The organism is Cedecea neteri (assembly GCF_000758325.1).
GTDB classification, from domain to species: Bacteria; Pseudomonadota; Gammaproteobacteria; order Enterobacterales; family Enterobacteriaceae; genus Cedecea; species Cedecea neteri_B.
Genome location: NZ_CP009459.1, coordinates 4,255,128 through 4,276,523, shown reverse-complemented (window position 1 = coordinate 4,276,523; position 21,396 = coordinate 4,255,128). Strand labels below are relative to the sequence as shown.

Genomic DNA, 21,396 nt, shown 5'->3' with positions numbered 1-21,396 from the left:
AGGCAATAAGATGGACTATACGCTCACCCGCATAGACCCCAACGGTGAGAATGACCGTTATCCCCTGCAAAAGCAGGAGATCGTAACCGATCCCCTCGAACAAGAGATTAACCGCAGCGTTTACATGGGCAAGCTCGAGCATGCCATGCACGATGTGGTGAACTGGGGGCGTAAAAACTCAATCTGGCCATACAACTTTGGCCTTTCCTGCTGCTATGTAGAGATGGTGACCTCGTTTACCGCTGTACATGACGTGGCGCGTTTCGGTGCAGAAGTTTTACGTGCCTCTCCTCGTCAGGCTGACCTGATGGTGGTGGCCGGTACCTGCTTCACCAAAATGGCTCCGGTAATTCAGCGCCTTTACGATCAGATGCTGGAGCCTAAATGGGTTATTTCCATGGGGGCCTGCGCTAACTCTGGCGGCATGTACGACATCTATTCCGTTGTGCAGGGTGTAGATAAATTTATCCCGGTTGATGTGTACATCCCTGGTTGCCCGCCACGTCCGGAGGCTTACATGCAGGCTTTGATGCTGCTGCAGGAGTCGATCGGTAAAGAGCGCCGCCCGCTGTCGTGGGTCGTTGGCGATCAGGGCGTTTACCGCGCCAACATGCAGTCCGAGCGTGAGCGTAAGCGCGGCGAGCGTATCGCGGTCACCAACCTGCGGACGCCGGACGAGATTTAATTAGCGCCTGCGGTCAGTGAGCGTCTTTGTATATCAATAATATAAAAACAAAGACACTGAGCGCAGTCACCACAGAACCATTTGCAATGGTGAGAACTATGACCGATTTAACCGCGCAAGACGCCGCTATGCCAGCCTGGCAGACAAGGGATCACCTGGATGATCCGGTCATTGGCGAATTGCGTAACCGTTTTGGGCCGGATGCCTTTACCGTTCAGCCAACCCGCACCGGGGTACCCGTCGTTTGGGTTAAGCGCGAACAGTTACTGGAAGTGGTCGATTTCCTTAAGAAATCACCAAAACCCTACGTTATGCTGTTCGACCTGCATGGCATGGATGAGCGTCTCCGCACACACCGCAACGGTTTACCGGCTGCGGATTTTTCCGTTTTCTACCACCTGATTTCCATTGAACGCAATCGCGATATCATGCTCAAGGTGGCGTTGTCTGAAAACGATCTCAACCTGCCGACGCTGACAAAACTCTTCCCGAACGCCAACTGGTACGAGCGTGAAACCTGGGAGATGTTTGGCATCACCTTTAATGGTCACCCGCACCTGACGCGCATCATGATGCCACCGACCTGGGAAGGCCACCCGCTGCGTAAAGACTACCCGGCGCGCGCCACCGAATTCGATCCGTTTATTCTGACTAAACAGAAAGAAGATCTGGAAATGGAAGCGCTGACCTTCAAGCCTGAAGAGTGGGGCATGAAGCGCAGCAGCGAGCATGAAGATTTCATGTTCCTGAACCTCGGGCCAAACCACCCTTCCGCACACGGTGCTTTCCGTATCATCCTGCAGCTGGACGGCGAAGAGATCGTCGACTGCGTGCCGGATATCGGCTACCACCACCGTGGTGCAGAGAAAATGGGTGAGCGTCAGTCCTGGCACAGCTACATTCCGTACACCGACCGTATCGAGTACCTCGGCGGCTGCGTCAACGAAATGCCTTACGTACTGGCGGTTGAAAAGCTGGCTGGCATCGTCGTGCCGGAGCGCGTTGAAGTTATCCGCGTTATGCTCTCTGAGCTGTTCCGTATCAACAGCCACCTGCTGTACATCTCCACCTTTATTCAGGACGTGGGCGCCATGACGCCGGTCTTCTTCGCCTTTACCGATCGTCAGAAAATCTACGATCTGGTGGAAGCGATTACCGGTTTCCGTATGCACCCGGCCTGGTTCCGTATCGGCGGCGTTGCACACGACCTGCCGAAGGGCTGGGAACGTCTGCTGAAAGAGTTCCTGGAGTGGATGCCGAAGCGCCTGGATTCTTATGAGAAAGCCGCGCTGCGCAATACCATTCTGAAAGGCCGTTCTCAGGGCGTTGCAGCCTATACCGCGAAAGAAGCGCTGGAGTGGGGCACCACCGGTGCTGGTCTGCGCGCCACCGGTATCGACTTTGACGTGCGTAAAGCTCGCCCTTACTCCGGCTACCAGAACTTTGACTTCGAAGTCCCGGTTGGCGGTGGCATCAGCGACTGCTACACCCGCGTTATGCTGAAAGTTGAAGAGCTGCGCCAGAGTCTGCGTATTCTTGAGCAGTGCCTGAAAAATATGCCAGCCGGCCCGTTCAAAGCGGATCACCCGCTGACCACGCCGCCGCCGAAAGAGCGCACGCTGCAGCATATCGAAACCCTGATCACTCACTTCCTGCAGGTTTCCTGGGGCCCGGTTATGCCGGCCAACGAATCCTTCCAGATGATTGAGGCAACGAAAGGGATTAACAGTTACTACCTGACCAGCGACGCTAGCACCATGAGCTATCGTACCCGTATTCGTACCCCGAGCTTTGCGCACCTGCAGCAAATTCCGGCGGCGATCCGCGGCAGCCTGGTTTCTGACCTGATTGTCTATCTGGGTAGTATCGATTTTGTAATGTCTGATGTGGATCGCTAACTATGCACGATAACCAACAAAACCAGGCTGAAGCTTTTGAGCTGAGTGCGGCAGAGCGTGAGGCGATTGAGCACGAGAAACACCATTATGAAGATGCCCGTGCGGCCTCTATCGAGGCGCTGAAAATCGTTCAGAAACAGCGTGGTTGGGTGCCAGATGGCGCCATCTACGCGATTGCTGACGTGCTGGGTATCCCGGCGAGCGACGTAGAAGGCGTGGCCACCTTCTATAGCCAAATCTTCCGCCAGCCTGTTGGCCGCCACGTTATTCGCTACTGCGACAGCGTGGTTTGCCATATCACCGGCTACCAGGGCATTCAGTCGGCTATCGAAGCCAAACTGAACATCAAGCCGGGCCAGACTACGTTTGACGGTCGTTTTACCCTGCTGCCGACCTGCTGCCTGGGGAACTGTGACAAGGGGCCGACCATGATGATTGATGAGGACACTCACAGCCATCTGACGCCGGAAGCCATCCCTGACTTGCTGGAGCAGTATAAATGAAAACGATTATTCGTACTGCCGAAACCCATCCGCTGACCTGGCGTCTGCGCGATGACAAACAGCCGGTCTGGCTTGACGAATACCGTAGCAAAAACGGCTATGAAGGCGCGCGTAAGGCGCTGACCGGCATGGCACCAGATGAAATCGTGACTGCGGTAAAAGACGCTGGCCTGAAAGGGCGCGGCGGCGCGGGCTTTTCCACCGGTTTGAAGTGGAGCCTGATGCCGAAAGACGAATCCATGAACATCCGTTACCTGCTGTGTAACGCCGATGAAATGGAGCCGGGCACCTACAAAGACCGCCTGCTGATGGAACAGCTGCCGCACCTGCTGGTGGAAGGCATGCTGATTTCGGCTTTTGCGCTGAAAGCTTACCGTGGCTACATCTTCCTGCGCGGTGAGTACATCGAGGCGGCAGATCACCTGCGCCGCGCGATTGCCGAAGCTACCGAAGCGGGCCTGCTGGGCAAGAATATCCTGGGCTCTGGGTTTGATTTCGAACTGTTTGTGCACACCGGTGCCGGGCGTTATATCTGTGGGGAAGAAACTGCGCTGATTAACTCCCTGGAAGGCCGCCGTGCGAACCCTCGTTCTAAGCCACCGTTCCCGGCATCCAGCGGCGTGTGGGGTAAACCGACCTGTGTAAACAACGTCGAAACCCTGTGTAACGTCCCGGCGATTCTGGCTAACGGTGTGGAGTGGTATCAGGGCATTGGCGGCGGCATGAGTAAAGATGCCGGCACCAAGCTGATGGGCTTCTCTGGCCGCGTGAAAAACCCTGGCGTCTGGGAATTGCCGTTCGGCACTACCGCCCGTGAGATCCTGGAAGAATACGCCGGCGGCATGCGTGATGGCCTGAAGTTTAAAGCCTGGCAGCCGGGCGGGGCGGGGACCGACTTCCTGACGGAAGCACATCTCGACCTACCGATGGAATTTGAAAGTATTGGTAAAGCAGGCAGCCGTCTCGGTACGGCGCTGGCAATGGCGGTTGACCATGAAATTGGTATGGTGCCGCTGGTGCGTAACCTGGAAGAGTTCTTTGCCCGTGAATCCTGCGGCTGGTGTACACCGTGCCGTGATGGTCTGCCGTGGAGCGTAAAAATCCTGCGCGCGCTTGAGCGTGGCGAAGGACAGCCGGGGGATATCGAAACCCTTGAGCAGCTCTGCCGCCATCTGGGTCCAGGTAAAACCTTCTGTGCCCACGCGCCGGGTGCCGTTGAGCCATTGCAGAGTGCGATTAAATATTTCCGCGACGAATTCGAAGCAGGCATTGCCAAACAGGATTACGGAAATCTGCGTGCCATTAATGGTATTCAGCCGAACCTGTTAAAAACGCGCTGGTGATAGACAGCTTTTCACCCTCACCCTAACCCTCTCCCTGAGGGAGAGGGGATAGACCGGTGATTTTCTCCCTCTCCTGGTGGGAGAGGGCCGGGGTGAGGGCGAAGGTGGTTCGCACAAGAATTTTTGATTAACGCCTGAAGTTATTCAGGCCAACTGGAAGCATGCTGACTATGGCTACGATTCATGTAGACGGCAAAGAATACGAGGTCAACGGAGCAGACAACTTGCTGGAAGCTTGTCTCTCCCTCGGTCTTGATATTCCTTATTTTTGCTGGCATCCGGCGCTGGGCAGCGTCGGTGCTTGCCGCCAGTGTGCGGTGAAGCAATATCAGAACGCGGAAGACACTCGCGGTCGCCTGGTGATGTCCTGTATGACACCGGCTTCCGACGGGACCTTCATCTCTATTGATGATGGCGAAGCGAAACAGTTCCGTGAAAGCGTTGTGGAATGGTTGATGACTAACCACCCGCACGACTGTCCGGTCTGTGAAGAGGGCGGCAACTGCCACCTGCAGGATATGACCGTCATGACCGGTCATAGCTTCCGTCGCTATCGTTTTACCAAGCGTACTCACCGCAATCAGGATCTCGGTCCGTTCATCTCTCACGAAATGAACCGCTGTATCGCCTGCTATCGCTGCGTACGTTACTACAAAGACTACGCAGACGGTAAAGATCTGGGCGTTTACGGTGCGCACGACAACGTCTACTTCGGTCGCCCGGAAGACGGCACGCTGGAAAGCGAGTTCTCCGGCAACCTGGTAGAAATCTGCCCGACCGGCGTATTCACCGATAAAACGCACTCCGAGCGCTACAACCGTAAGTGGGATATGCAGTTTGCACCGAGCATCTGCCAGCAGTGCTCGCTGGGCTGTAACACCAGCCCGGGTGAACGTTACGGTGAACTGCGTCGTATCGAAAACCGCTACAACGGCACCGTAAACCACTATTTCTTGTGCGACCGCGGCCGTTTCGGTTATGGCTATGTGAACCTGAAAGACCGTCCGCGTCAGCCAATTCAGCGCCGTGGTGATGACCTCATTACCCTGAACGCCGAGCAGGCGATGCAGGGCGCGGCGGATATCCTGCGTCAGTCGAAGAAAGTGATCGGCATCGGTTCTCCGCGCGCAAGCGTGGAAAGCAACTTTGCTCTGCGCGAGCTGGTTGGCGCTGAAAACTTCTACACCGGTATTGCGGCAGGTGAGCAGGCTCGCCTGCAACTGATGCTGAAAGTGCTGCGAGACAGCGGTATTCACACCCCTGCGCTGCGTGAAATTGAATCTTACGATGCGGTGCTGATCCTGGGCGAAGACGTTACTCAGACCGGCGCTCGTGCTGCTCTGGCTATCCGTCAGGCAGTGAAAGGCAAGGCGCGTGAAATGGCAGCGGCTCAGAAAGTGGCTGACTGGCAGATCGCTGCAATCCTGAACATCGGCCAGAACGCTAAGCATCCGCTGTTTGTCACCAACGTGGACAGCACCCGCCTGGACGATATCGCCGCATGGACTTACCGTGCGCCGGTTGAAGATCAGGCTCGCCTTGGCTTTGCGATTGCCAATGCGCTGGACAGCAACTCTCCGGCCGTTGAATTGGATCGTGACCTGAAAAACAAAGTGGACGTTATCGTGCAGGCGTTGGCCGGTGCGAAGAAGCCGCTGATTGTTTCCGGGACGAACGCCGGTAGCGAAGCGGTGATTCAGGCGGCGGCCAACGTGGCTAAAGCGCTGAAAGGCCGCGGTGCAGACGTCGGCGTCACCATGATTGCCCGCGCGGTTAACAGCGTTGGCCTCGGCATGATTGGCGGTGGTTCTCTGGAAGAGGCCCTGAGCGAGCTGGAAAGTGGCGCTGCCGATGCGGTAGTGGTGCTGGAAAACGACCTGCATCGCCACGCTTCCGCTGCCCGCGTAGATGCGGCGCTGAGCAAAGCCCCTCTGGTGATGGTTATCGACCATCAGCGTACGGCCATCATGGATAAAGCACACCTGGTACTTTCCGCGGCAAGCTTCGCAGAAAGCGACGGGACGGTGATTAACAACGAAGGTCGCGCCCAGCGCTTCTTCCAGGTTTATGACCCGGCTTACTACGACACCAGCGTGACGATGTTCGAAAGCTGGCGCTGGCTGCACTCGCTGCACAGCACCGTGCAGAGCCGTGACGTTGACTGGACGCAGCTTGACCATGTCATTGACGCCTGTGTGAAGGTACTGCCTCAACTGGCTGGTATTAAAGATGCCGCGCCGGATGCTTCCTTCCGTATTAAGGGTCAGAAGCTGTCCCGTTCTCCTATCCGTTCGAGCGGACGCACCGCCATGCGCGCCAATATCAGCGTGCACGAACCGCGTCAGCCGCAGGATAAAGACACGATGTTTGCCTTCTCCATGGAAGGGAACAACAGCCCGCTGGCCGACCGTCAGCAGATTCCGTTTGCCTGGGCTCCAGGCTGGAACTCCCCGCAGGCATGGAACAAATTCCAGGCCGAAGTGGGTGGTCATCTGCGCCACGGCGATCCAGGTGTGCGTCTGATCGAAGCCTCTGAAACGGGCCTGGACTACTTCACTTCCGTGCCGGATACCTTCCACGCGGAAGAGGGCAAATGGCGTATCGCGCCGTACTACCACCTGTTTGGTAGCGACGAGATGTCCCAGCGTTCTCCGGTGTTCCAGAAGCGTATGGTTGAGCCTTACATCAAGCTGAACCCGGCCGATGCCGCGAAGCTTGGCGTTAACGCCGGAAGCCTGATCTCCTTCAGCTACGAAGGTCAGACGCTGAGTCTGCCGCTGCAGCTGTCCGAAGGTCTGGTTGCAGGGCAGGTTGGTCTGCCGATGGGGATGCCGGGAATTGCGCCAGTACTTGCCGGTGCTCGTCTTGAAAATCTGCAGGAGGCTGCGCAATGAGCTGGCTGACACCGGAAGTTATCGACATTCTGCTGAGCATCCTCAAAGCGGTTGTCATTCTGCTGGTCGTGGTGACCTGTGGGGCATTCATGAGCTTCGGCGAACGTCGTCTGCTCGGTCTGTTCCAGAACCGCTACGGACCGAACCGCGTAGGCTGGGGTGGCTCACTCCAGCTGGTTGCGGACATGATCAAGATGTTCTTTAAAGAGGACTGGATCCCTAAGTTCTCCGACCGCGTGATCTTTACGCTTGCACCAATGATCGCGTTCACCTCGCTGCTGCTGGCCTTTGCTATTGTGCCGGTCAGCCCAAGCTGGGTGGTGGCGGATCTGAACATCGGGATCCTGTTCTTCCTGATGCTGGCGGGCCTGGCGGTGTACGCCGTGCTGTTCGCTGGCTGGTCCAGTAACAACAAATACTCCCTGCTTGGTGCGATGCGTGCTTCCGCGCAGACCCTGAGCTATGAAGTGTTCCTGGGGCTTTCCCTGATGGGCGTGGTGGCGCAGGCCGGTTCCTTTAATATGGCCGACATCGTCAACAACCAGGCGCATCTGTGGAACATCATCCCGCAGTTCTTCGGCTTCGTGACCTTTGCGATTGCCGGCGTTGCGGTTTGCCACCGTCACCCGTTTGACCAACCGGAAGCCGAGCAGGAACTGGCCGATGGTTATCACATCGAATATTCCGGTATGAAGTTCGGTCTGTTCTTCGTCGGGGAATACATCGGCATCGTCACCGTTTCTGCACTGATTGTGACGTTGTTCTTTGGTGGCTGGCATGGCCCGTGGTTACCACCGTTCATCTGGTTCGCGCTGAAAACCGCGTTCTTCATGATGATGTTCATTTTGATTCGCGCCGCACTGCCTCGTCCACGTTATGACCAGGTGATGTCCTTCGGCTGGAAAGTTTGCCTGCCGCTGACGCTTATCAACTTGCTGGTGACCGCTGCGGTCATTCTTTACCAGGCACCATAAGGGGTGAAAAAACCATGACATTGAAAGAGTTAGTGGTTGGTTTCGGCACCCAGGTACGCAGTATCTGGATGATCGGCATGCACGCTTTCGCCAAACGCGAAACCCGCATGTATCCGGAAGAACCAGTGTATCTGCCGCCGCGCTACCGTGGCCGTATCGTGTTGACGCGCGACCCGGACGGTGAAGAGCGCTGCGTTGCCTGTAACCTGTGTGCGGTAGCCTGCCCGGTAGGCTGTATTTCCCTGCAGAAAGCCGAGATGAAAGACGGTCGTTGGTATCCGGAGTTTTTCCGCATCAACTTCTCACGCTGCATCTTCTGTGGCCTGTGCGAAGAAGCCTGTCCAACCACCGCGATTCAGCTTACCCCGGACTTCGAGCTGGGTGAGTATAAGCGCCAGGATCTGGTGTATGAGAAAGAGGATCTGCTGATCTCCGGTCCGGGCAAATACCCGGAATATAACTTCTACCGGATGGCAGGTATGGCAATCGACGGCAAAGATAAGGGCGAAGCGGAAAACGAAGCCAAGCCTATCGACGTCAAAGGCCTGTTACCTTAAGGAGTCAGGAATGGAATTCGCTTTTTATATCTGCGCCATTGTGGCCGTCCTGACGACCCTTCGGACGATTACTCACACCAATCCGGTGCATGCGCTGCTGTACCTGATCATCTCGCTGCTGGCGATCTCCGGGGTGTTTTTCTCCCTCGGGGCTTACTTTGCCGGTGCTCTGGAGATCATCGTGTACGCCGGGGCAATCATGGTGCTGTTCGTCTTCGTGGTGATGATGCTTAACCTCGGTAACGCGGTTCAGCAGCAGGAACGCGAGTGGCTGAAGCCGCAATTGTGGATCGGGCCTGGCGTCTTGTCTGCGGTGCTGCTGGTGGTACTGATTTACGCAATCCGCACCGTTAACGACCAGGGTATTGATGGCACGTCCATCGATGCGAAGCAGGTCGGTATCGCGCTGTTCGGGCCTTACGTACTGGCGGTGGAGCTGGCCTCCATGCTGCTGCTGGCAGGCCTGGTCGTTGCGTTCCACTTGGGTCGTGAAGACCGTGCCGGTGAGGTGCTGAGCAATCGCCCTGCTGACATGGCCGTGAGAAGAAAAACGGAGGAGAACGTATGATCCCGCTGCAACATGGACTGATCCTCGCCGCCATTCTGTTCGTGCTGGGACTGACCGGGCTGGTCATCCGTCGCAACCTGCTGTTCATGCTGATCAGCCTGGAAGTGATGATTAACGCCGCCGCGCTGGCCTTCGTGGTTGCCGGCAGCTACTGGGGCCAGGCTGACGGTCAGGTGATGTATATACTCGCGATTAGCTTAGCTGCTGCCGAAGCCAGTATTGGCCTCGCGCTGTTACTGCAGCTCCATCGTCGTCGCCAGAATCTGAATATCGATTCAGTAAGTGAGATGCGTGGATGAACCTTCTCTGGTTAACCATTGTTCTGCCATTGATTGGCTTTTTACTGTTGGCATTTTCCCGCGGTCGTTGGTCAGAAAACCTGTCCGCTACCATCGGGATGGGCTCTGTAGGTCTGGCGGCGGTTGTTACCGCCATTGCCGGGGTTGATTTCTTTAACAACGGACAGCAGGCGTTCACTCAGCCGCTGTGGACCTGGATGGCGGTCGGTGATTTTAACATCGGCTTCAACCTGGTGCTGGACGGCCTCTCCCTGACCATGCTTTCTGTGGTTACCGGCGTCGGCTTCCTGATCCACATGTTCGCTTCCTGGTACATGCGCGGTGAAGAGGGTTACTCCCGCTTCTTCGCCTACACCAACCTGTTCATCGCCAGCATGGTGGTTCTGGTCCTTGCCGACAACCTGCTGTTGATGTACCTCGGTTGGGAAGGCGTGGGCCTCTGTTCTTACCTGCTGATCGGCTTCTACTACACCGATCCGAAGAACAATGCGGCGGCAATGAAAGCGTTCGTGGTCACCCGCGTAGGGGACGTGTTCCTGGCCTTCGGCCTGTTCATCCTTTACAACGAACTGGGTACGCTGAACTTCCGCGAAATGGTTGAGCTGGCGCCGCAGCACTTCGCTGCCGGTAACCAGATGCTGACCTGGGCAACCCTGATGCTGTTAGGTGGTGCGGTTGGTAAATCTGCACAGCTGCCGCTGCAAACATGGCTTGCGGATGCGATGGCGGGTCCAACTCCGGTTTCTGCGCTGATTCACGCGGCCACCATGGTTACCGCGGGCGTCTACCTGATTGCCCGTACCCATGGTCTGTTCCTGATGACCCCGGAAATTCTGCATCTGGTGGGTATCGTAGGTGCGATCACGCTGGTGCTGGCAGGCTTTGCCGCGCTGGTACAGACCGACATTAAACGCGTACTTGCTTACTCAACAATGAGCCAGATTGGCTACATGTTCCTGGCGCTGGGCGTGCAGGCGTGGGATGCGGCAATTTTCCACCTGATGACTCACGCGTTCTTTAAAGCGCTGTTGTTCCTGTCATCCGGTTCGGTGATTCTGGCGTGTCATCACGAACAAAATATCTTCAAGATGGGTGGTCTGCGTAAGTCCATTCCGCTGGTGTATGTCTGCTTCCTGGTTGGGGGTGCGGCGCTGTCCGCTCTGCCGCTGATTACCGCAGGCTTCTTCAGTAAAGATGAAATTCTTGCTGGTGCGATGGCGAACGGCCACATCAACCTGATGGTTGCGGGCCTGGTCGGGGCGTTTATGACCTCGCTCTACACCTTCCGCATGATTTTCATTACGTTCCACGGTGAAGAAAAAATTCACGCTCATGCAGGGAAGGGGATTACCCACCACCTGCCGCTGGTTGTTCTGCTGGTGCTGTCCACCTTCGTTGGCGCAATGATTGTGCCACCGCTGCGCGGCGTACTGCCGGAAACCACTGAACTTGCGCACGGCAGCGTGCTGACCCTGGAGATTATCTCCGGCGTCGTCGCCATTGCCGGTATCCTGATTGCCGCCTTCCTGTGGCTGGGCAAACGTACTCTGGTGACGTCGCTTGCGAACAGTGCACCGGGGCGTTTCTTCGGTACCTGGTGGTTCAATGCCTGGGGCTTCGACTGGCTGTACGACATGATTTTCGTCAAGCCGTTCCTCGGTATTGCGTGGCTACTGCGCCGTGACCCGCTGAATGCCTTGATGAACATTCCGGCAGTTCTCTCCCGCTTCGCTGGCCGCGGCCTGCTGGTGAGCGAGAACGGTTATCTGCGCTGGTATGTTGCGTCCATGAGTATCGGTGCCGTTGTAGTTCTCGGCCTGCTGCTGGTTCTGCGTTAACAGGATTTCTTCCATCCCCCTCTCTCTGATGAGAGAGGGTCGGAGCGAGGCTCAATACCTCCTCTGGCGCTGGGAAGTGAGCGATGTTTAAGAATTATTTTGACTTAGGGACTCAAACGCCATGCTATTACCCTGGCTAATACTAATCCCCTTTATCGGCGGCTTCTTCTGCTGGCAGACCGAACGCTTCGGCGTGAAAGTGCCTCGCTGGATTGCGCTGATCACCATGGGGCTGACACTGGCACTGTCTCTGCAATTGTGGTTGCAGGGTGGCTATTCTCTGACGCAGTCGGCAGGTTTGCCGCAGTGGCAGTCAGAATTCGTTCTGCCGTGGATCCCACGTTTTGGCATTGAAATTCACCTTGCGCTCGACGGTCTGTCGCTGCTGATGGTGGTGCTGACCGGCCTGCTCGGCGTGCTGGCGGTACTCTGTTCCTGGAATGAAATCGAAAAATATCAGGGCTTCTTCCACCTCAACCTGATGTGGATCCTCGGTGGCGTTATCGGCGTGTTCCTTGCCATCGACATGTTCCTGTTCTTCTTCTTCTGGGAAATGATGCTGGTGCCGATGTACTTCCTGATTGCGCTGTGGGGCCACAAAGCCTCCGACGGGAAGACGCGTATTACCGCTGCAACCAAGTTCTTCATCTATACCCAGGCGAGCGGTCTGGTAATGTTGATTGCTATCCTGGGTCTGGTGTTTGTGCATTACAACGCGACCGGCGTATGGACCTTCAACTATGAGCTGCTGCTGAAAACGCCGATGTCCCACGGCGTACAGTGGCTGCTGATGCTGGGCTTCTTTATCGCCTTCGCGGTAAAAATGCCGGTGGTTCCTCTTCACGGCTGGCTGCCGGATGCGCACTCCCAGGCACCAACGGCGGGTTCCGTTGACCTGGCGGGTATTTTGCTGAAAACCGCGGCCTACGGCCTGCTGCGTTTCTCTCTGCCGCTGTTCCCTGAAGCGTCCGCTGAGTTTGCACCAATCGCCATGTGGCTGGGTGTCATCGGTATCTTCTACGGCGCGTGGATGGCCTTTGCCCAGACCGACATCAAACGCCTGATTGCTTATACCTCCGTTTCCCACATGGGCTTCGTGCTGATTGCCATCTACACCGGCAACCAACTGGCTTACCAGGGCGCGGTGATTCAGATGATTGCTCACGGTCTGTCTGCAGCCGGTATGTTCATCATCTGCGGTCAGCTTTACGAGCGTCTGCACACGCGTGACATGCGCATGATGGGCGGCCTGTGGAACAAAATTAAATGGCTGCCGGGCCTGTCGATGTTCTTCGCTGTTGCCACGCTGGGTATGCCGGGGACCGGTAACTTCGTCGGTGAATTCATGATCCTGTTCGGCAGCTTCCACGTTGTGCCGGTCATTACCGTGATTTCAACCTTCGGTCTGGTCTTCGCTTCTGTTTACTCTCTGGCGATGCTGCACCGTGCTTACTTCGGGAAAGCTAAGAGCGAAATCAGCGATAAACAACTGCCTGGCATGTCCATGCGTGAGTTCTTTATCATTCTGTTGCTGGTGGTGCTGTTAGTTCTGCTGGGCTTCTTCCCGCAGCCGATTCTGGATACCTCGCATTCTGCGATGAGCAATATTCAGCAGTGGTTTACCAGTTCACTTTCTACTACAAGGCCGTAATTCGCCATGACAATAACTCCTCAACATTTGATCGCGCTGCTACCGCTGTTGATCGTCGGATTGACGGTGGTGGTTGTGATGCTCTCCATTGCGTGGCGACGCGACCATTTTCTGAATGCTACGCTGTCGGTTATCGGCCTTAACGCCGCGCTGATTTCACTGTGGTTTGTCGGTCAGGCAGGGGCGATGGATGTCACCCCGCTGATGCGCGTTGACGGCTACGCCATGCTTTACACCGGGCTGGTGCTGCTGGCGAGCCTGGCAACCTGTACCTTTGCTTATCCGTGGCTGCAGGGCTACACCGACAACCGCGAAGAGTTCTATCTGCTGGTCCTGATTGCTGCCCTCGGCGGTATTTTGCTGGCTAATGCGAACCACCTCGCGGCGCTGTTCCTCGGCATTGAGCTGATCTCTCTGCCGCTGTTCGGCCTGGTCGGCTACGCCTTCCGCCAGAAGCGTTCTCTGGAAGCGAGCATCAAGTACACCATTCTGTCAGCGGCGGCTTCGTCCTTCCTGCTGTTCGGTATGGCGCTGGTATACGCTGATTCCGGTAGCCTGTCGTTTGTTAGCCTCGGTAAGAGCCTGGCGGATAACATGCTGCACGAACCTCTGCTGCTGGCGGGCCTGGGGCTGATGATCGTCGGTCTTGGCTTCAAGCTCTCTCTGGTGCCGTTCCACCTGTGGACCCCAGACGTATACCAGGGCGCACCTGCTCCGGTTTCCACCTTCCTGGCAACCGCCAGCAAAATCGCCATCTTTGGCGTGGTGATGCGTCTGTTCCTTTACGCCCCAGTGGGTAACAGTGAAGCAGTACGCGTCGTGCTGGGTATTATCGCCTTCGCGTCAATCCTGTTCGGTAACCTGATGGCGCTGAACCAGTCCAACATCAAGCGTCTGCTGGGCTACTCTTCCATCGCACACCTCGGCTACCTGCTGGTGGCGCTGATTGCGCTGCAAACCGGTAACATGTCGATGGAAGCGGTAGGGGTTTATCTGGCCGCTTACCTGTTCAGCAGCCTGGGGGCGTTCGGCGTGGTTAGCCTGATGTCCAGCCCGTACCGTGGCCCGGATGCCGACTCACTGTTCTCCTATCGTGGTCTGTTCTGGCATAAGCCGGTGCTTTCTGCGGTGATGACCGTGATGATGCTTTCCCTGGCGGGTATCCCAATGACCCTGGGCTTCATCGGTAAGTTCTACATCATTGCCGTGGGCGTTCAGGCTCACCTGTGGTGGCTGACCGGCGCCGTGGTTCTGGGCAGCGCCATCGGCCTGTACTACTACCTGCGCGTGACCGTGAGCCTGTACCTGAGCGCTCCTCAGCAGCTTAACCGCGACACCCCATCTAACTGGGCGCTGACCGCGGGTGGTGTTGTGGTGCTGATCTCTTCCCTGCTGGTGCTGTTGCTCGGTATTTATCCGCAGCCGCTTATCAGCCTGGTGCAGCTGGCGCAGCCGCTGATGTAATCGGGTTTGCAAGCCGTTCAAAAACCGCCACTTGTTGGCGGTTTTTTTATGGGCTTAGCTTTTGGCCAGCTCGAGGATAAAATCCAGAAAACAGCGTGTTCGGGCTGCAGGATTAATCCGTGAGGGATAATAAGCATAAAGCGGGAAGCGTTCATCCGGCCAGTCGGGAAATAAATCCACCAGTTGCCCTTTCTTCACCAGGTCGCCGGAGCCAAACGTCATCATCTGGGCAATCGCGTGTCCGCTCAGGCAGGCTTCATGCAAAGTACGGGCATCGTTCAGCGTCAGGCGTCCGCTGACCGGGACTTTAATCACTTCTCCCTTACGATGAAACTCCCATTCAAACGGCCTGCCGGTTTCCGGATCGCGGAAATGAATGCAGGTATGCCCCAATAGCGCCTGCGGTGTTTCAGGCCTGCCGTGCTGAGCCAGATAGGCGGGGGTGGCGACCGTCATGATGCGAGTTTCCAGCAGCTTGCGTGCCACTAGAGTGCTATTCCGGGGCACGCCAAAGCGAATAGCCAGATCGAAACCATCGCCAATCATATCCCCCAGCCGATCGCTGGTCACCAGATCCAGTTCAAGATCGGGATAACGAGACAGAAACGTTTCCAGTTGAGGCCCCAGAATCAGGCTTGAGAAGAACGGATCGATGTTGACCCGGAGCCTGCCGGTAATGGCCTTCGTTGAGAGCGATGCGGAACTGGTCACGTCCTCCAGCGCGGCCAGCAGCGGCAGGATCTGGCGGTAAAATGTTTTGCCTTCTACGGTTAATGCTACCGCGCGGGTGGTGCGGTCGAAAAGTCGGATGCCGAGGCGTTTCTCCAGCCTGGCAATTGCCCGGCTGACCCCCGGTGGGGACATGTTGATCACTTCCGCGGCAGCGGCAAACGTGCCGCTCTCCACCACGGCGGTAAACACGGACAGTCCGTCAAAGGTCCGATCGTTGAAAATCATATTGGTGCTCCGCAGTCATCAGTGAATTGTCTTTGGTGCTATCGATACAACATAGCTGCATCCGCATAATGCCGTCCACACCCTGTGGTGGGATCTCAAACTGGAGAAACATTATGTTCGCAATTACAGGTATTACCGGACAAGTTGGCGGTGCACTGGCAGAAGCATTGCTTACTCAAGGACATGAGATTCGGGCCGTTGTCCGCTCTGAAGCTAAAGGGCAGCCCTGGGCACAGCAGGGCGCAAACGTCGCGCTGGCTGAAATGCACGATGGCGAAGCGCTGGCAAAAGCCTTCACTGGTGCCGAAGCGGTCTTTATCCTTCTGCCGCCGGTGTTCGATCCTTCAGGGAATATGGCTGAACCAAGAGCCCATATCGCGGCGATCAGGCATGCACTGCTTGCTGCGCGCCCGCAACACGTGGTCTGTCTTTCTACCATCGGGGCGCAGGCCACGCAGCCAAACCTGCTGAATGCTCTGGGGTTGATGGAAAAAGAGCTCACCGATGTTTGTGATTCCGTCGTGTTCCTTCGCGCGGGCTGGTTTATGGAGAACTTCCTCTGGGATGTGGAAAGCGCCAAAGAGACCGGGACTATCTACAGCCATCTGCAGCCGCTTGAGCGTGTTATCCCGATGATTGCTACCGTCGATATCGGCCAGCTTGCCGCCGAATTATTGACTCAGCCAGCATCAGGAACCCGCATTGTGGAGCTGGAAGGGCCGCAGCGTTACAGCCCGCAGCTGGCAGCCGAAGCGTTCTCTCAAGTTCTGGGGCAACCGGTAACGGTAAAAGCCGTTCCACGTGAAAATTGGGAGGCAGATTTCCTTGCTCAGGGCATGAAAAACCCACTTCCACGCATGAAAATGTTGGACGGCTTTAACGAAGGCTGGATTGATTTTTCCGGCGAAACGGTGAAAGGTGCCACACCTCTGGAAACTGTGCTAAAACAGTTGCTTGAGCGCCACCGGTAACCCGCAGGTGGCGCCTGAATCAAAAGGAGTTTTTCAATGCTTAACTGGCAGGATTTACACCATTCTGAACTGAGCGCCACCGATCTTTATGCCCTTTTGGCCCTGCGCTGCGAAGTCTTTATTGTTGAGCAGCGCTGTGCGTATCTGGATGTTGATGGCGAGGATTTGGTGGGCGAGAACCGCCATATCCTCGGTTGGCGGGACGGTAAACTCATTGCCTATGCCCGCATTCTTAAGAGTGACAACGAGCTGGAGCCGGTGGTCATTGGCCGGGTTATTGTTGATGCGTCTGTGCGCGGCGAAAAGCTTGGGCAACAGTTAATGACTCAGGCGCTTGCCGCCTGCCAGAGACAGTGGCCTGACCGTGCAATTTACCTGGGCGCTCAGGCGCATTTGCAGGCGTTCTATGCCCAGTTCGGCTTCCGCCCGGTGACTGAAGTGTATGACGAAGATGGTATTCCGCATGTCGGGATGGCCAACGGCTAACGCAGGCGAAATCAGCCCCGGTTGTCTATAGTTAGCGGACGAGGAATTTTTTAACACGGAGAACAGTGATGCAACCGTATGAATCTCGTCTCGATGATGACCTTGCGCTCTTGAGCGACACGCTTGAAGAAGTGCTTCGCGCCTCCGGCGACCCGGCTGACCAGAAGTACATTGAGCTAAAGGAAAAGGCCGAACAGGCGCTGAATGACGTCAAAGCGCGTATCAGCAATGCTTCCGATACTTATTATTACCGCACCAAAAAAGCGGTCTACCGCGCCGATGATTACGTGCATGAAAAGCCCTGGCAGGGGATTGGCATCGGTGCTGCAGTCGGACTGGTGATTGGGCTTTTGCTCCGCCGATAATCTTGACCGCGCCTGCAAATGGCAAATAAAGAATCTTACCCCCTGGGTAGGATTTTTTTTTGTGGTAACGACCACGTATAATCAGGGGTTTTTACGGAGCGTGAGGTAAACGTGAATTCAGTAGCCGTCGCACTGCAGCAAATGCAGCAGGAATTAGCAGGGGAATTTGCGGATAAGCCGGGCCTTCAGCGCCTGTGTGTGCCGGTCACGCTGAGTGATGCCTCCGATCCTCTCGCCTGGCTCACGGCCCAGTCACGGTATCCCCAATTTTACTGGCAGCAGCGCAACGGCAATGAAGAAGTTGCTGCGTTGGGCGCATTATTGCGTTTTTCTGCGCTGGAAGATGCCCAGGCTTTTCTGCAGTCACACCCGGAACAACCTTTTCTGCGCGTCTGGGGATTAAATGCCTTCGATCCGTCACACGGTTTTCTGTTTCTCTCGCGCCTGGAATGGCGGCGCGTAGGCGGGGAGGCGTTTCTTTGGCTGCATCTGTATAGCGAAACCTCACTGAAGCAGGATGCGATAGCGGCAGCCGCGTTTATTGAGCAACTTCTGCCGGCAAAACTGCTCCCGCCGCTCAATCTCAAATGCCTTGGAGAAACCCATCTGCCGGAGCAGCCCGAATGGCACCGCCTGGTGGATCAGGTGGTCAGTGCCATCAGCCAGAAGGCGCTGGATAAAGTCGTGCTTGCCCGGGCCACCGATCTGGCGTTCTCCTCCCCGGTTTCTGCCGCAGGGTTTATGGCCGCCAGTCGCCGGATTAACCTGAACTGCTACCATTTCCTGATGGCGTTTGATGCGAAAAATGCTTTTCTTGGCTCCAGCCCGGAGCGCCTGTGGCGAAGAATCGACGATGCGCTGCGGACGGAAGCCCTGGCCGGAACGGTGGCAAACCATCCCGATGATGCTCAGGCCGCGAAATTAGGCCAGTGGCTGCTGAAAGATGACAAAAACCAGCGTGAAAATATGCTGGTGGTCGAAGACATTTGCCAGCGCTTGCAGGCTGCGGTTGGCGCACTTGATGTGCTGCCGCCACAGGTCATGCGGTTGCGCAAGGTTCAGCATTTACGTCGCTGCATCTGGACACAGCTCAAGCGTCAGGACGATGCGCTTTGCCTTAAACAGCTACAGCCTACTGCCGCCGTGGCAGGGTTACCGCGTGAGCTGGCGCGGGAATTTATTGCCGAGAACGAGCCTTTTGAGCGTGAATGGTACGCCGGTTCGGCGGGTTATCTGTCCCGCCATCAAACTGAGTTTTGTGTGGCGCTGCGCTCGGCAAAAGTGAGCCATACCGGCGTTCGCCTTTATGCCGGGGCGGGCATTGTCGCCGGCTCGGTTGCCGCAGAAGAGTGGCAGGAAATTGAAAACAAAGCGGCCGGTTTGAAGACATTGCTGATCGGCAGCGGCAACTGAATAAGCTATTCACGACGCAAATCAATTTAACCCTTGCCATAGTATTTATAATCGATAGTCGAAATTGACTGCGGACAATATTATGTCGATAAGCTCATTTAACCGCCGCTGGGCGGGCGTCATACTCGAAGCATTAACCCGACATGGAGTGCGGCATGTGTGCATCGCGCCCGGCTCCCGCTCCACGCCGCTGACGCTCAGCGCGGCGGAAAATCGCAGTTTCATTTGTCATACTCATTTTGATGAACGCGGCCTGGGCCATCTGGCGCTTGGGCTGGCGAAGGCCAACGGCGAGCCGGTGGCAATCATCGTGACCTCCGGCACCGCCGTGGCCAATCTTTATCCTGCAGTGATAGAAGCCGGGCTGACCGGTGAAAAGCTGATTTTGCTGACGGCAGATCGCCCGCCCGAACTTATCGACTGTGGGGCAAACCAGGCGATTCGCCAGCCGGGATTGTTTAGTTCCCATCCTTCGGCTGCACTCAACCTGCCTCGCCCCACGCATGATATTCCTGCCAGCTGGCTGGTGTCTGCGGTTGACAATGCCGTCGGCCAGCTCAACGGGGGGGCGCTGCATATCAATTGCCCCTTTGCCGAGCCGCTTTATGGCGCGCCGGACGATACCGGTCTCGACTGGCAAAATCAGCTCGAAGGCTGGTGGGAAAGCAACACGCCGTGGCTGCGTGAAGTACGCGACAATGCCGTGCCGAAGCAAAGAGACTGGTTCTTCTGGCGGCAAAAACGGGGCGTGGTGGTGGCCGGGCGGCTTTCTGCCAGCGAGGGCGAGCAGGTCGCGGCCTGGGCGCAAATGCTCGGCTGGCCGCTTATCGGCGATGTGCTTTCGCAAACTGGCCAGCCGTTGCCGTGTGCAGACCTGTGGCTGAGCAATAGCCAGGCCGTGACTTGTCTTGAACAGGCGCAAATTGTCATCCAGTTTGGCGGCAGTTTGACCGGGAAACGGGTTCTTCAGTGGCAGGCCGCCTGCAGGCCGGAAGAGTACTGGCTGGTGGACAAGCAGCCCGGGCGTCTCGACCCTGCCAATCATCGAGGTCGCCGCCTGGTCGCCAGCGTTGAAGCCTGGCTGGAAAAACATCCGGCAGAGAAACGGCTGCCCTGGGCCGAAGCGCTAACGTCTCTGGCCTGGCAGACGCTGGAAAAGGTTGAACAAGGGACTCGCGAATTTGGTGAGGCGCAGGTTGCCCAACGCCTGCCGCAATTGCTGCCGGAAGGCGGCCAGCTGTTTGTTGGCAACAGTTTAATTGTGCGTTTGATCGATGCTTTCGCCCAGCTTCCCGTTGGGTATCCGGTTTATAGCAATCGAGGTGCGAGCGGCATTGATGGCCTGCTGTCTACCGCTGCAGGCGTTCAGCGGGCAACGGCGCGCTCCACGCTCGCGATAGTCGGCGATATTTCAGCGCTTTATGACCTTAATGCCCTGGCACTGCTGCGTCACGCCTCGGCGCCGTTTGTACTGCTGGTGGTGAACAATAATGGCGGCCAAATCTTCTCACTTTTGCCGACGCCTGCCGAAGAACGTGAGCGTTTTTACTGTATGCCGCAAAACGTGAACTTCTCCCACGCTGCTGCCATGTTTGAGTTGGGTTATCAGAGGCCTGAAAGCTGGCAGGCGCTTGAAGAGGCCGTTCGGCAAGCCTGGTTACGCCCTGGCTCGACGGTGATTGAAATTAGCGTACCGGAAACTGCTGGCGCTCAGACGCTGCAGCATTTGCTGGCCCTGGTTAGCCAGGCATGATCCTTCATGCCGTGCCGCATTCGGGCCACCGTTCAACTCTGCCGCATATAGTCTGGCTGCACGGTTTTCTTGGGAACCATCATGAATGGCAGGGGCTTGAGCCGCACTTTTCCGACTGGCCACAGCTGTGCGTGGACCTGCCTGGCCACGGAGGTTCCGCCGCTCTTCACGTGCAGAGTTTTGCCGAGGTTGATAGCGCGTTACGAAATACCCTCCAACATCACGGCATAAATCGCTATTGGCTCGTGGGCTACTCCCTGGGCGGGCGCATCGCGATGTATCACGCCTGTCAGGCAGAGTCGAAGGGACTGCGTGGCCTGGTGGTAGAAGGCAGTCATCCTGGCCTGAGAAGTGAGGCAGAGCGCGAGGCGAGAGCGCTGAACGATGCCCGCTGGGCGCAGCGTTTGATGCACGAAGATATCCAGACCGTGTTGAACGACTGGTATCAGCAGCCTGTTTTCCGTTCCCTCAGCCGCGCGCAACGCACCGACTTAGCCGCCCTGCGTGCGCAAAACAATCCGCAGGCGTTAGCCCGAATGCTGCAAGCGACTTCGCTTGCCCGGCAACCCGATTTACGCGAGCAGCTCGGCCAGCTTGCCGTGCCGTTTCATTTTATTTGCGGTGAACGAGACGAAAAATTTCGCGCCGTTGCCGCCGAGCTGAACTGCTCCCTGGCTCTGATTTCAGGGGCAGGACACAACGCCCACCGTGAAGCCCCCGCCGCGTTCAGTTCCGCTCTGTTAACCCTCTTTCGTCCCTATGACCTGTAAGGATCTT

Annotated in this window: 19 protein-coding genes; 18 read left to right on the top strand and 1 reads right to left on the bottom strand. The window is 56.7% G+C overall.

Features of this window, described 5'->3' with window-relative positions; all coding sequences use genetic code 11:
• The first annotated feature begins 10 nt into the window (after positions 1-10).
• The 12 genes from nuoB (at position 11) to nuoN (ending at position 14,674) form a co-directional block, all read left to right on the top strand.
• Complete coding sequence (gene nuoB, locus LH86_RS19890) at positions 11-685, top strand: NADH-quinone oxidoreductase subunit NuoB (RefSeq protein WP_008459774.1); 675 nt, start codon at positions 11-13, stop codon at positions 683-685.
• Between the two features lie 86 nt (positions 686-771).
• The gene (gene nuoC / locus LH86_RS19885) at positions 772-2,583 is read left to right on the top strand and encodes an NADH-quinone oxidoreductase subunit C/D (RefSeq protein ID WP_008459775.1); all 1,812 of its coding nucleotides are present in this window, start codon (positions 772-774) and stop codon (positions 2,581-2,583) included.
• Positions 2,584-2,585: 2 nt separating this feature from the next.
• Positions 2,586-3,086, top strand: a complete 501-nt coding sequence (nuoE, locus tag LH86_RS19880; RefSeq protein ID WP_008459776.1) for an NADH-quinone oxidoreductase subunit NuoE — start codon at positions 2,586-2,588, stop codon at positions 3,084-3,086.
• Positions 3,083-4,429: an NADH-quinone oxidoreductase subunit NuoF gene (gene nuoF / locus LH86_RS19875; protein ID WP_039305072.1), complete on the top strand. Its 1,347-nt coding sequence runs from the start codon at positions 3,083-3,085 to the stop codon at positions 4,427-4,429. The genes nuoE and nuoF overlap by 4 nt, the downstream gene beginning before the upstream one ends.
• A 170-nt stretch (positions 4,430-4,599) precedes the next feature.
• Complete coding sequence (gene nuoG, locus LH86_RS19870; protein ID WP_039297064.1) at positions 4,600-7,323, top strand: NADH-quinone oxidoreductase subunit NuoG; 2,724 nt, start codon at positions 4,600-4,602, stop codon at positions 7,321-7,323.
• Positions 7,320-8,297, top strand: coding sequence for an NADH-quinone oxidoreductase subunit NuoH (gene nuoH, locus LH86_RS19865; RefSeq protein WP_008459779.1), 978 nt, complete (start codon positions 7,320-7,322; stop codon positions 8,295-8,297). Before nuoG ends, nuoH begins: the two co-directional genes overlap by 4 nt.
• Positions 8,298-8,311: 14 nt before the next feature.
• Positions 8,312-8,854: an NADH-quinone oxidoreductase subunit NuoI gene (gene nuoI / locus LH86_RS19860; protein WP_008459780.1), complete on the top strand. Its 543-nt coding sequence runs from the start codon at positions 8,312-8,314 to the stop codon at positions 8,852-8,854.
• Between the two features lie 10 nt (positions 8,855-8,864).
• Entirely contained in the window at positions 8,865-9,422 is a 558-nt protein-coding gene (gene nuoJ, locus LH86_RS19855; RefSeq protein ID WP_008459782.1) for an NADH-quinone oxidoreductase subunit J, read from the top strand.
• Positions 9,419-9,721 carry an NADH-quinone oxidoreductase subunit NuoK gene (gene nuoK / locus LH86_RS19850; protein ID WP_008459783.1) on the top strand — a complete coding sequence of 101 codons (303 nt, stop codon included), beginning with the start codon at positions 9,419-9,421 and terminating at the stop codon, positions 9,719-9,721. Before nuoJ ends, nuoK begins: the two co-directional genes overlap by 4 nt.
• Positions 9,718-11,559 (top strand): NADH-quinone oxidoreductase subunit L, encoded by a 1,842-nt coding sequence (gene nuoL / locus LH86_RS19845; protein ID WP_039305069.1) that lies wholly within the window; start codon positions 9,718-9,720, stop codon positions 11,557-11,559. Before nuoK ends, nuoL begins: the two co-directional genes overlap by 4 nt.
• A 121-nt stretch (positions 11,560-11,680) precedes the next feature.
• Positions 11,681-13,210: an NADH-quinone oxidoreductase subunit M gene (gene nuoM / locus LH86_RS19840; RefSeq protein WP_039305067.1), complete on the top strand. Its 1,530-nt coding sequence runs from the start codon at positions 11,681-11,683 to the stop codon at positions 13,208-13,210.
• A 6-nt stretch (positions 13,211-13,216) separates the two neighbouring features.
• Complete coding sequence (nuoN, locus tag LH86_RS19835; protein WP_008459789.1) at positions 13,217-14,674, top strand: NADH-quinone oxidoreductase subunit NuoN; 1,458 nt, start codon at positions 13,217-13,219, stop codon at positions 14,672-14,674.
• Between the two features lie 54 nt (positions 14,675-14,728).
• On the opposite strand, the gene LH86_RS19830 is transcribed toward nuoN, so the two are convergent.
• The gene (locus LH86_RS19830; RefSeq protein ID WP_039305064.1) at positions 14,729-15,631 is read right to left on the bottom strand and encodes a LysR family transcriptional regulator; all 903 of its coding nucleotides are present in this window, start codon (positions 15,629-15,631) and stop codon (positions 14,729-14,731) included.
• A gap of 113 nt (positions 15,632-15,744) precedes the next feature.
• On the opposite strand from LH86_RS19830, the gene LH86_RS19825 reads away from it, so the two are divergent.
• The 6 genes from LH86_RS19825 to menH all read left to right on the top strand — a co-directional run bounded on the left by LH86_RS19825 (position 15,745) and on the right by menH (position 21,389).
• Complete coding sequence (locus LH86_RS19825) at positions 15,745-16,602, top strand: NmrA family NAD(P)-binding protein (RefSeq protein ID WP_039305061.1); 858 nt, start codon at positions 15,745-15,747, stop codon at positions 16,600-16,602.
• Between the two features lie 36 nt (positions 16,603-16,638).
• Positions 16,639-17,088 carry a GNAT family N-acetyltransferase gene (locus tag LH86_RS19820; RefSeq protein ID WP_039305058.1) on the top strand — a complete coding sequence of 150 codons (450 nt, stop codon included), beginning with the start codon at positions 16,639-16,641 and terminating at the stop codon, positions 17,086-17,088.
• A 68-nt stretch (positions 17,089-17,156) separates the two neighbouring features.
• Positions 17,157-17,453: a stress response protein ElaB gene (gene elaB / locus LH86_RS19815; RefSeq protein ID WP_039305055.1), complete on the top strand. Its 297-nt coding sequence runs from the start codon at positions 17,157-17,159 to the stop codon at positions 17,451-17,453.
• A 111-nt stretch (positions 17,454-17,564) separates the two neighbouring features.
• Positions 17,565-18,866 (top strand): isochorismate synthase MenF, encoded by a 1,302-nt coding sequence (gene menF, locus LH86_RS19810; RefSeq protein ID WP_039305052.1) that lies wholly within the window; start codon positions 17,565-17,567, stop codon positions 18,864-18,866.
• Between the two features lie 82 nt (positions 18,867-18,948).
• The gene (gene menD / locus LH86_RS19805) at positions 18,949-20,619 is read left to right on the top strand and encodes a 2-succinyl-5-enolpyruvyl-6-hydroxy-3-cyclohexene-1-carboxylic-acid synthase (protein WP_039305050.1); all 1,671 of its coding nucleotides are present in this window, start codon (positions 18,949-18,951) and stop codon (positions 20,617-20,619) included.
• The gene (gene menH, locus LH86_RS19800; protein WP_039305047.1) at positions 20,616-21,389 is read left to right on the top strand and encodes a 2-succinyl-6-hydroxy-2,4-cyclohexadiene-1-carboxylate synthase; all 774 of its coding nucleotides are present in this window, start codon (positions 20,616-20,618) and stop codon (positions 21,387-21,389) included. Before menD ends, menH begins: the two co-directional genes overlap by 4 nt.
• The last annotated feature ends 7 nt before the right edge of the window (positions 21,390-21,396 follow it).